Source organism: Micromonospora sp. NPDC049201 (genome assembly GCF_055586805.1).
The window spans coordinates 488,104-499,562 of sequence record NZ_JBVJHM010000001.1; the positions used below are offsets into that span (position 1 = coordinate 488,104).

Genomic DNA, 11,459 nt, shown 5'->3' on the forward strand with positions numbered 1-11,459 from the left:
CGGTGGTCTAGTCGAGCGGGCGGCAGGAGGCCCGCACCACCAGCTCGGTGGGCAGCCGGATGTGCGCGTCGCGTTCGACGCCGGCGATCAGGTCGATCAGCAGGCGCAGCGACTCCGCGCCCATCCGTTGCAGCGGCTGCCGGATCGTGGTCAGCGGCGGGTCGACGAGCGCCGACTCGGGGACGTTGTCGAAGCCGATCACCGACAGGTCGTCCGGCACCGGAATGCCCATGCTCCGGGCCACGTCCAGGGTGGAGATCGCCGAGAGGTCGTTGCCGGCGAAGATCGCGGTCGGCCGGTCGGGGAGCGCGAGCAGTTCCGCCGCCGTGCCGGCCGCGCCCTCGATCCGGAAGCCGCCGACGCGGACCAGCCGCTCGTCCACCGCCACGCCGGCGTCGGCCATGGCCTGGCGGAACCCGGCCTCCCGCAGGCGCGCCGACTCCAGGTCGGGCCGACCGCTGATGTGCCCGATCCGGCGGTGGCCCAGCGACAGCAGGTAGTTGGTCGCGAGCACCGCGCCGGCGAAGTTGTCCGAGTCGACGGTGGGCAGCCCGGACGGGCCGGTGTGCGGGTCGACGGCCACGACGTGGAAGCCGTGCTTGGTCTCGACCACGGTCGGCGTCACGATCACCGCGCCGTCGATGAGCGTCCCGGACAGTCGGGCCAGCGACCGACGCTCCCACCCGATGGCGGCGCCCTCGCCGTCACCGCTGGAGTAGGCCAGCAACTGGTAGCCGCTGCCGGCCACCTCGCGGGAGGCGCCCTTGAGCAGCTCGGTCGAGAACGGCTCGAACTCGGCGACCAGGATGCCCAGCACGTTCGTCCGGTGGCTGCGCAGGCTCTGCGCGCCCAGGTCGGCCTCGTACCCGAGGTCGTGGATGACCTGTCGCACGCGCTCGACGGTGGCCTGCGCGACGCCGTACCTCCCATTGACGACCTTTGATACGGTCGCCACCGAGACGCCGGCGGTACGGGCCACGTCCGACATCTTGACGCGCTGCGGGAAGGTCACGACGACGATGATAGAGGTCTCGTGGGGCTCTGGCGCGACGGTTCGAAAACGTTATCGATACCGATTGACATCGAGTTACGTGGCTGTAACACTCCCCGACAGGCAACCCGACTGAGTGGTCGAGGAGACATCTAATGGCGATGAAACGCCGCGCCGGTGCCGTGCTGGCACTGTTGATGACCAGCGCCCTTGTCGCCGCCGGATGCAGCGGCGGTGGCGATGACGACAAGGCGGCTCCGGAGAGCGAGCTGTACAAGAACCCGGTGACCCTGACCTGGTGGCACAACGCCTCCCAGGACGGCCCCGGCAAGACGTACTGGGAGAAGGTCGCCAAGGACTTCTCCACCGCCCACCCGACCGTCAAGATCGAGATCGAGGCGATCGAGACCAACCAGCTCCAGCGCACCCGGCTCCCGGCCGCGCTGCTGAGCAACGACCCGCCGGACGTCTTCCAGGCCTGGGGCGGCGGCGAGATGCGGGAGCAGGTGGAGGCCGACTACCTCAAGGACATCACCGACCAGGTCAAGACCGAGGTCGCCGACATCGGCTCCGCGGCCGAGATCTGGCAGGTCAACGGCAAGCAGTACGGCCTGCCGTACCGGATGGGCATCGAGGGCGTCTGGTACAACAAGGACATGTTCGCGAGGGCGGGCATCTCGGCGCCGCCGACCACCTTCGAGGAACTCAACGCCGCGGTCACCAAGCTCAAGGCGATCAACGTCGTCCCGATCGCCCTCGGCGCGGGTGACAAGTGGCCGGCCGCGCACTGGTGGTACAACTTCGCGCTGCGCGCCTGTTCCGTGGACACGCTGAAGAAGGCGTCCACCGACCGGAACTTCGACGACCCGTGCTTCGTGAAGGCCGGCCAGGACCTCAAGACCTTCATCGACACCAAGCCGTTCCAGAACAACTTCATCGCCACGCCCGGTCAGAACGACCCGACCAGCGCCAACGGCCTGCTCGCCAACGGCAAGGCCGCGATGGAGCTGATGGGCGACTGGAACCGGGGCACGCTGGACACGGTCGCCACCGACAAGGCGAAGCTCGGCAAGTTCCTCGGCTGGTTCCCGGTGCCGGCGATCTCCGGGTCCGCCGGTGACCCGAAGGCGGCCCTCGGCGGAGGTGACGGCTTCGCCTGCGCCAAGCAGGCTCCGGCGGAGTGCGTCGAGTTCCTCAAGTACCTCGTGAGCCCCGAGGTGCAGAAGGGCTACGCCGCCACCGGCACCGGCCTCCCGGTCGCCAAGGGCGCGGCGGACGGCGTGACCGACCCCGCGCTGAAGTCCATCCTGACGGCCACGTCCGAGGCCACCTACGTGCAGCTCTGGCTGGACACCGCCTACGGCAGCACCGTCGGCAGCGCGATGAACGACGCCATCGTCGCCATCTTCGCCGGCAACGGCACGCCGGAGAAGGTCGTCTCCGCCATGAAGGCGGCCGCGAGCAAGTGACCTCCACCGACCAGACCCGGTTCCCCGCCGGCGGCGTCACCGCGCCGCCGGCGGGCTCCCGGCCCACCGGACGCGCCTCCTCCCGTGGGGCCGAGACCCGCCGCAAGTGGTACGAGATCGTCGGGCTCACCACGCCGGCGCTCGTCGTCTACGTGACGTTCGTGCTGGTGCCGATGGGCTTCGCGTTCTACTACAGCCTGTTCCGGTGGCGCGGGGTGGGTCCACCCACCGAGTTCGTCGGCTTCAAGAACTACGTCCTCGCCTTCCAGGACCCGATCTTCCTCGACGCGCTGCGCAACAACGCGATCGTCGTGTTCGGGTCGCTGCTGGTCCAGGGTCCGCTCGCGCTCGGCGTCGCGCTGCTGCTCAACCGCCGCTTCCGCGGGCGCGGCGCGTTCCGCCTGCTGGCGTTCGTGCCGTACGTGCTCGCCGAGGTCACCGTCGGCATCATGTGGAAGCTGATCCTGACCGGCGACGGCACGGCCGACGAACTGCTGCGGGCACTGGGCCTGGGCGGCCTGGTCCAGGCGTGGCTCGCCGACCTGGACGTGGTCATCTGGACCCTGCTGTTCGTCCTCACCTGGAAGTACGTCGGCTTCGCCATCATCCTGCTGCTCGCCGGCCTGTCCAACGTGCCGGAGGAGCTGACCGAGGCCGCCGCGATCGACGGCGCGAGCTGGTGGCAGACCCAACGCCACATCACGCTGCCGCTGCTCGGCCCGACGATCCGGATCTGGATGTTCCTGTCGGTGATCGGCTCGCTCCAGGTCTTCGACGTGGTCTGGGTGACCTCGGTGCCCGCGGTGCGCTCCCTCGGCGCGTCGGCCACCATGGCCACCTACATGGTGGACAACGGCTTCTTCGCCCGGCTGTGGGGCTACGGCAACGCGGTGGCCGTGATCCTTTTCGTCATCTCCTTCGTGGCGGCGCTGCTGTTCCAGCGCTTCCTGCTCCGCCGCGACATCGAGGGCGCCATCACCAGAAGGGCGAACTGACCGTGACCGCGAACTCCGTCCTGCCCCCGTCCGCCGGGCGCCGGCCGATCTCCTGGGGCACGCCGCTGACGTACGCGCTCGCGCTCGCGGTCGCGGCCGTGTCGATCGCCCCGATCGTGTACGTCATCGTCGGCGGCTTCCGCACCACGCCGCAGATCGTCGCCGACCCGGCCGGGTTGCCCGACCCGTGGGTGTGGGACAACTACACGCGGGTGCTGACCCAGAGCGACTTCTGGCGGCAGGCGTTCAACAGCGCGGTGATCGCGTTCGGCACCACGCTCGGCGTGGTGGTGCTCGGCCTGTGCGCCGCGTTCGTGATCGCCCGTTACACGTTCCGCGGCCGGGAGGCGCTCAACACGTTCTTCACGCTCGGCCTGCTCTTCCCGGCCGGCGCGGCCATCCTGCCGCTCTACCTGATGCTGCGGGACCTGAACCTGATCAACTCGTACTACGCGGTGATCCTCCCGCAGGTCGCCTTCTCGCTGCCGATCACGATCGTCATCCTGCGGCCCTTCCTGGCGGCCATCCCCCGGGAGTTGGAGGACGCGGCGGCGATCGACGGCGCGGACCGGCTCGGCTTCCTCTGGCGCATCGTGCTGCCGTTGTCGCGGCCCGCGCTCGTCACCGTCGGGATCCTCGCGTTCGTCGCGAGTTGGAACGCGTTCCTGCTGCCGCTGCTCGTCCTCGGCGACGTCAGCCTGCACACCCTGCCGCTGGGGGTGCAGAACTTCTCCAGCCAGTACACCACCGACACCGCGGGCGTCCTCGCCTTCACCTCGCTGGCGATGCTGCCGGCACTGCTCTTCTTCACGCTCGCCGAGAAGCAGATCGTCGGTGGCCTGCAGGGTGCGGTCAAGGGCTGAGCGGCAGCGGTACGAGCACAACCGAGGGAAGGGCACACCATGACAGAGGTCCACGCGGTGGTGGACGGGCCGGCGCCGGCCCAGCAGCGCCGGGACGGGCACGCCGGCGAGACACGCGTACGCGAGCTGCTCGGCCGGATGACGCTCGACGAGAAGATCGCGCAGCTCGTCGGGTTCTGGGAGAAGGAGGACGGCGAGGCGGTCGCGCCCCTGCAGGGCGAGTTCGCCGACACCGGCCGGCTGGAGGACTTCTCCCGGCACGGGTTGGGTCACCTCACCCGCGCCTACGGCACCCGCCCGGTCGACGCGGCGGCCCGCGCGGCCTGGCTGTGGAAGTTCCAGCGGGACCTGGTGACCGGCACCCGGCTGGGCATCCCGGCGCTGGTGCACGAGGAGTGCCTCACCGGCCTGGCGGCGTGGAAGGCGGCGACCTTCCCGACGCCGCTGGCCTGGGGCGCCGCGTGCGATCCCGATCTCGTGGCCGAGATGGCGGCGGCGATCGGGGCCTCGATGCGGGCGCTCGGCATCCACCAGGGCCTGTCCCCGGTGCTGGACGTGATCCGGGACCCGCGGTGGGGGCGGGTCGACGAGTGCATCGCCGAGGACCCCTACCTGGTCGGCACCATCGGCACGTCGTACGTGCGGGGGTTGCAGTCGCAGGGCGTGCACGCCACGTTGAAGCACTTCGCCGGCTATTCCGCGTCGCGCGCCGGGCGGAACTTCGCGCCGGTGCACGCCGGCCCCCGGGAGCTGGCCGACGTGCTGCTGCCGCCGTTCGAGATGGCGATCCTCGACGGCGACGCGCGCAGCGTCATGCACTCGTACACCGAGATCGACGGCGTGCCGGTGGCCGCCGATCCGACGATGCTGACCGGCGTGCTGCGGGACCGCTGGGGCTTCGACGGCACCGTGGTCGCCGACTACTACGCGGTCGCCTTCCTGAACCTGCTGCACCACGTGGCGGCCGACAACGCGGACGCGGCCGCCCAGGCGCTCGCCGCCGGCCTCGACATCGAGCTGCCCACCGGCGACGCCTACCTGACGCTGCGGGAGTCGGTGCGGGCCGGCGCCGTCGACGAGGCGCTCGTCGACCGTGCGGTGCTGCGCGTCCTGCGCCAGAAGCGGGACCTCGGGCTGCTCGACGCGACGTTCGACGACGAGCCGCCCCGCGTGATCGACCTCGATCCGCCGGAGCACCGGTCGATCGCCCGCCGACTCGCCGAGGAGTCGGTCGTCCTGGTCGCCAACCAGGGCGTGCTTCCGTTGGCTCCGGGCCGGCGGGTGGCGGTCGTGGGCCCGAACGCGGACCGGGAGGGCGCGCTCTTCGGGTGTTACTCCTTCCTCAACCACGTGCTCGTCCAGCATGCCGGCGTGGAGACCGGCATCGAGGTGCCGACCGTCCTCGACGCGGTGCGCGGCGAGTTCGGCCCGGACCTCGTCACCTGGGCCGGGGGTTGTGACGTGGACAGCGACGACCGGTCCGGTTTCGACGAGGCGGTCGCCACCGCGTCCGCGGCCGACGTCGCCGTCCTGGTCGTCGGCGACCACGCCGGTCTCTTCGGGCGCGGCACGGTCGGAGAGGGCTGCGACCGGGACGACCTGGAGCTGCCCGGCGTCCAGCGGGAACTGGTCGAGGCGGTCCTGGCGACCGGGACGCCGGTGGTCCTGGTGCTGCTCACCGGCCGGCCGTACGCGGTCGGCTGGGCGCTGTCCCGCTGCGCGGCCGTGGTGCAGGCGTTCTTCCCCGGCGAGGAGGGCGCCGGCGCGATCGCCGCCGTGCTCTCCGGGCGGGTCAACCCGTCGGGCCGGCTCCCGGTCAGCCTGCCCGGCTCGGCCGGCGCGCAGCCGTACTCCTATCTGCACCCGACGCTGGGCGAGGGCAGCAACGGCACCAACCTGCCGGCGACGCCGGTGGCGCCGTTCGGGCACGGCCTGTCGTACACCACGTTCGCGTACACCGATCTCGCGGTGCCGGCCACCGTGCCGACCGACGGCGCGCTGCGCGTCACGGTGCGGGTGACCAACACCGGCGCGGTCGCCGGCGACGACGTGGTCCAGCTCTACGGCCACGACGTGGTGGCCTCGGTGACCCGGCCGGTGGCGCAGTTGCTGGGCTACCGGCGGGTCCGTCTGGAGCCGGGCGAGTCGGTCACCGTCGCGTTGACGGTGCCCACCACCCGCCTGGCATTCTCCGACCGCACGCTCACCCGGGTGGTGGAGCCCGGTGAGGTCGAGGTGTGGGTCGGCACGAGCGTGCGGCGGGACGCGGAGGCGTCCACCACGCTCACCGGGCCCACGGTCCCGGTGACCAACGCGTCCGCGCGCTGGACGACCACGGAACTGAGCTGACCTCCGGGCCGCCGGTCGTCCACGGGGGACGACCGGCGGCCCGGCCCACCGCACGTCCCCGCAGTGGGTAATTCGCCGGAAAACAGCCCGACGTCGGGTTTCCACTCCGTAGGCTCCGGACGTCGTTCAGCCCTCGCAAGGTGGGCTCCTGGTGCCGGGCCGCAGGGGATGCGTGAGTCACGATGATGGACGCGGACACCATGGTCCTGCCCCGGCTCGGACCGGCCGACGTCGGCGTCGAGGACCCGTGGGGAGAGGAGCGGTCACCGCGCCCGCGCCGGGCCGCCGCCCGCGTCGCGGCCGGCGCCAGCCGGTGGCGGATCGCCGCCTGGCTGCTGCCGGCGCTGCTGACCGGTGGGCTCGGCGTGGCCGGGCTCGGGACGCCGGGGCTGCGGACCGAGGAGTTGGCCACCTGGCGCGCCGCCACCTCCCCGTGGCGCGACGTGTGGGCCGGGGACCGGACGCTGGCGCCGTACCACCTGTTGGTGCGCGGCTGGGCGGAGCTGTTCGGCGCGGGCGACGTCGCGCTGCGCGTACCGTCGCTGCTGGCGATGACCGCGGCCGCGGCGCTGGTCGGCGCGCTGGCCGCGCGGATGTTCACGCCCGGCACGGGGGTGCTGGCCGGCGCGCTGTTCGCGGTGCTGCCGTCCGCGACCCGGTACGCGCAGGAGGCCCAACCGCACGCGTCGGCGCTGTTCGCCGCCGTGCTCGCCACCTGGCTGCTGCTGCCGGTCCTGGACCGGCCGACCCCGCGGCGGCTCGCGGCGTACGCCGGCGCGGTGGTCCTGCTCGGCCTGTGTCAGCCCGGGGCGCTGCTGCTGCTCGCCGGCCACGGGTGGGTGGTGCTGGCGTTCCGGCGCGCGACGGCCGGTCGATGGCTGGCCGCCGCGCTGCCGGGCCTGCTCGTCGTCGCGGCGTTGCTCCGGTCCGGCGTGCGGGACGACGGCGGGCTGCTTCCGCCCGGCGTCCGCGTCGATCCGGGCGGGCTGGTGGCCACGCCCCGGGAGCTGTTCGGCGTCGCCGCGCTGGGCGCGGTGCTGGCCGGGTTGGCGCTGTTCAGTCTCCCGCTCCGGTACGCCGCCGCGATCTGCACCGCGTGGGCGTTGGTCCCGGCGCTCGGGCTGCTGCTGGTGGCGCGGGTGCTCCCGGTCTGGTCGCCGGCCGGCCTGCTCTTCACGGTGCCGGCCTGGGCGGTGCTCGCCGCGGTGGCGCTGTCCCGGCTGCGGGCCCACGGGGCGGTCGCCGGGCTGGCGGCGGTCGCGTTGGTGGGCGCGCCGGCCCAGGTGGCCGTGCGGGGGCCGGACGGGCACGGCCAGGACCCCCGCCGGGTCGCGGCGATCGTCGACGGGCTGGGGCGGCGCGGGGACGGCGTGCTCTACGGTGACCCGGCGGCGCGGACGCTGGTGGCCCGGTACGTGCTCGCCGACCGCCGCCCGGTCGAGGTGCTCGCCACCGGGTCGGTCGACGTGTTCACCACCCGGCCGGGGCCCGACTGCGGCGGGTGCGACGTGCCCCCGCGCCGGCTGTGGCTGATCCAGCCCGGTCACCCGGCCGGCGGGTGGGCGCCCGGGGCCGTCGACGGCGTGGCGGCGCGGGCCCTGCGGGCCGGGTACCGGCCGGCGCGGGTCTGGCGGCCGGCCGGGTTCACGGTGGTCCTGCTGACCGACCAACGACGGACATCGCCCTGATTCGCGCCTTTACCGCCTGGTTGTCCGCTTAGCATCGGTTCGGGTTCCTGGCGAGCCCGATGCAGACCATGGGGGAAATGTGGCCGTCGCCGCCGATACACGCCTGTCCCGCGCCACCCGGCCGGCGCCGTCGGGTGACCGCGCTCGGCCGGGCGCCCCGCCCGGTCGGCCCGTCCCGCCGGGGGCCGACCGCCGGCAGCGCAACATCCGGGCCCGCCTGGCGTACGCGCGCTGCGGCGCCACCGCCGGCCCGCTGCGCCCACCCCGGGCACCCGACGCGCCCGTCGAACTCCGTCCCGCCGCCTCGGTCGCCGCGCGGGCGGTGCTCACCCTGCTGGTGCTCGTCAACAGCGCCGCCGGACTGCTCCTCGTCGGCTGGCTGCTGCTGCCGCAGCACGTGCCCGGGCCGGGGGTCATCGGGCCGGGCGGCTGGTCGACGCTCGCCGCCCGGCTCGCGTTCTGCGTGGTCGTCGGCGTCGAGCTGATCCGGCTGGCGCAGAACGTGGTGGTGTGGGTGTTCGCCTTCCACGCCAAGGATCCGGTGCCGGTCGATCCGCCGGTCGGCCTGCGGGTGGCGCTGCTCACCACGATCGTGCCGAGCAAGGAGCCGCTCGACGTCGCGGAGCGGACGCTGCGCCGGCTCCGGGAGATCGTCTACTGCGGGCGGGTCGACGTGTGGATCCTCGACGAGGGCGACGACCCGGCGGTACGGGCGATGGCGGCGCGGCTGGGCGTCCGGCACTTCACCCGCCGGGGGCGGCCGGAGTACAACCAGCCGCGTGGCGAGTTCCGGGCCCGGACCAAGTCCGGCAACCACAACGCCTGGCGGGCCGAGCACGAGCACCGCTACGACGTGGTGGCCAACGTGGACCCGGACCACGTGCCGCTGCCGCACTTCCTGGAACGGACGCTCGGCTACTTCCGCGACCCCGACGTCGCGTTCGTGGTGACCCCCCAGGTGTACGGCAACACGCACCAGAACTTCGTCGCCCACGGCGCGTCGGTGCAGCAGTACCTCTACAACGGCCTGATCGCCCGGGGCGGCAACGGGCTGGACGCGCCGCTGCTCACCGGCACCGGGCACCTCTACCGGCCGGCGGCGTGGCGGACCATCGGCGGCTACCAGGACTCGATCATCGAGGACCACCTCACCAGCATCCGGATCCACGCCGCCGTCAACCCGACCACCGGCCGTCGGTGGAAGGGGGTCTACACCCCGGACGTGGTGGCGCTGGGGGAGGGGCCGACCTCCTGGGCCGACTACTTCAACCAGCAGCGCCGCTGGGCGGCCGGCATCTGCGAGATCCTGCTCCGCCGCGAGCTGCGCGCGCCGCGCGAGCTGCCGTCACGCCGCCGCTGGCAGTACCGCCTGCTCCAGTTCTACTACCCGAGCGTGGCGGTCAGCCTGCTGCTGGGCAACGCGGCCACCGCGCTGTACCTCCTCACCGGCGTCGACGCGGGCCGGCTCGACCCGCAGGTGTGGGGCACGCTGTGGGGTTCGACGATCGGCACCTGGTTCCTCCTCTGGCTCTGGCTGCGCCGCTTCAACATCGCCCCGCACGAGCGGGAGGAGGTGGGCATGGTCGGGATGGCGCTCGCGTTGTTCGCCGGGCCGGTCTACCTGGCCGCGGCGGTGGGCACGGTGCTGCGCCGTCGGCTCGGCTTCGTGGTGACCGCCAAGGGGGCACTGCGCACCGCCGAGTCACCGCGTACCTTCCGGCTGCACCTCTGCTGGGCGGCGGGCGCCGCCGGCCTGCTCGGGGCCAGCTTCGTGCTGGACCACGACCACCCGCTGCTGCGGGTCTGGCCGGCGTTGACGCTGGTCACCGGGCTCGCACCGCCGCTGATCGCCTGGGCGGAGAACGCGCGCGCCCGCCGGGACGAGCCGGCGCCCGCGCCCGAGCGGGCGAGGCCGGTCGGCGAGGGAGCGCCGTGCTGAGGGTGACCGTGCCCCGGGTCGGCCTGGCGCTGGCCGGCGTGCTGCTGCTGGCGTACGCCTTCGTGGTGGCGCCAGGCGTGTGGCGCGCTCCGGATCCGGGCCACCCGGCGCGGCCGGCGGCGCCGGGGGCACTGGCGACCGCGGACCCCCCGGCGGCCGTCGCCCCCGTCGCGTTTCCGCCGGCCGGCCGGGCGTTCGTCGGGGTGATGACCGACACCGGCCCCTACGACCTGGGCGCCGTGGACCGGTTCGCCGCCGCCGCCGGTCGGGCGCCGCAGGTGATGCTCTTCGGCGCGTCCTGGGCGTCGGCCACGTTCGACCGCGCCCTGTTCGACCGGATCGCCGACCGGGGCATGATGCCGATGCTGGGCTGGGAGCCGTGGGACCACGCCGTCGACGAGGCGGCCCGGGACACCGGCCTGCCGGCCCGCCAGGTCGACCGGCTGCGGTCCAGCCAACCGGACTACCGGCTGGCCCGCATCACCGCCGGCGACTTCGACGGCTATCTGCGCTCCTGGGCCGAGGGGGTACGAACGCTGGGCTACCCGATCGCCATCCGGTTCGCGCACGAGATGAACGGCGACTGGTACCCGTGGAGCGAGCGGGCCAACGGCAACCACCGGGGCGACTACGTGCGCGCCTGGCGGCACGTGCACGACGTCTTCGCCGCGGCCGGCGCCACGAACGTCACCTGGGTGTGGAGCCCGAACGCCAGGTGGGACAAGACGACCGCCGGGCTGACCGGTCTCTACCCCGGCGACGACTACGTCGACTGGGTGGGCGTCACCGGCTACTACGGCATGGGCGCCTTCACGAAGACCTACTCGTCCTTCGACCAGATCTTCGGGCCCACCGTCGCGGAGATCCGCGCGATGACCGGCAAGCCGCTCGTCGTCACCGAGACCGCTGCCGCCGAGAGCAGCGGGCACAAGGCCCGGTGGATCCGGGAGACGTTCGCCGCGCTGCCGCGCTACCCGAACCTGATCGGGTTGATCTGGTTCGAGGTGGACAAGGAACAGGACTGGCGGATCGCTGGTTCGCCGGCGGCGGCGGCGTTCGCCGAGGCGGTCGCCACCGACCGGTACGACGTGACCTGGTCGCCCTCGTCGCGGCCACGCGCCGGGCCCTGAGCCCGGCCCGGCGCGGACGAGCGGCTCAGCGCAGC

Annotated in this window: 8 protein-coding genes; 7 read left to right on the forward strand and 1 reads right to left on the reverse strand. The window is 73.2% G+C overall.

Features of this window, described 5'->3' with window-relative positions:
* Positions 1-7 precede the first annotated feature (7 nt).
* Positions 8-1,012: a LacI family DNA-binding transcriptional regulator gene (locus ACZ6O5_RS01890; RefSeq protein ID WP_107157346.1), complete on the reverse strand. Its 1,005-nt coding sequence runs from the start codon at positions 1,010-1,012 to the stop codon at positions 8-10.
* A 134-nt stretch (positions 1,013-1,146) separates the two neighbouring features.
* Between ACZ6O5_RS01890 and ACZ6O5_RS01895 the strand changes: the two genes are divergently transcribed.
* The 7 genes from ACZ6O5_RS01895 to ACZ6O5_RS01925 all read left to right on the forward strand — a co-directional run bounded on the left by ACZ6O5_RS01895 (position 1,147) and on the right by ACZ6O5_RS01925 (position 11,424).
* Entirely contained in the window at positions 1,147-2,460 is a 1,314-nt protein-coding gene (locus ACZ6O5_RS01895; RefSeq protein ID WP_465974027.1) for an ABC transporter substrate-binding protein, read from the forward strand.
* On the forward strand, positions 2,457-3,455 hold the full coding sequence (locus tag ACZ6O5_RS01900) for a carbohydrate ABC transporter permease (protein WP_465974028.1): 999 nt from the start codon (positions 2,457-2,459) through the stop codon (positions 3,453-3,455). Before ACZ6O5_RS01895 ends, ACZ6O5_RS01900 begins: the two co-directional genes overlap by 4 nt.
* On the forward strand, positions 3,452-4,318 hold the full coding sequence (locus ACZ6O5_RS01905) for a carbohydrate ABC transporter permease (protein ID WP_465974322.1): 867 nt from the start codon (positions 3,452-3,454) through the stop codon (positions 4,316-4,318). The genes ACZ6O5_RS01900 and ACZ6O5_RS01905 overlap by 4 nt, the downstream gene beginning before the upstream one ends.
* A gap of 39 nt (positions 4,319-4,357) precedes the next feature.
* Complete coding sequence (locus ACZ6O5_RS01910) at positions 4,358-6,667, forward strand: beta-xylosidase/alpha-l-arabinosidase (protein ID WP_465974029.1); 2,310 nt, start codon at positions 4,358-4,360, stop codon at positions 6,665-6,667.
* A gap of 182 nt (positions 6,668-6,849) precedes the next feature.
* Complete coding sequence (locus ACZ6O5_RS01915; protein ID WP_465974030.1) at positions 6,850-8,355, forward strand: glycosyltransferase family 39 protein; 1,506 nt, start codon at positions 6,850-6,852, stop codon at positions 8,353-8,355.
* Positions 8,356-8,434: 79 nt separating this feature from the next.
* Positions 8,435-10,294 carry a glycosyltransferase family 2 protein gene (locus ACZ6O5_RS01920; RefSeq protein ID WP_465974031.1) on the forward strand — a complete coding sequence of 620 codons (1,860 nt, stop codon included), beginning with the start codon at positions 8,435-8,437 and terminating at the stop codon, positions 10,292-10,294.
* Entirely contained in the window at positions 10,288-11,424 is a 1,137-nt protein-coding gene (locus tag ACZ6O5_RS01925) for a glycoside hydrolase family 26 protein (protein ID WP_465974032.1), read from the forward strand. Before ACZ6O5_RS01920 ends, ACZ6O5_RS01925 begins: the two co-directional genes overlap by 7 nt.
* The last annotated feature ends 35 nt before the right edge of the window (positions 11,425-11,459 follow it).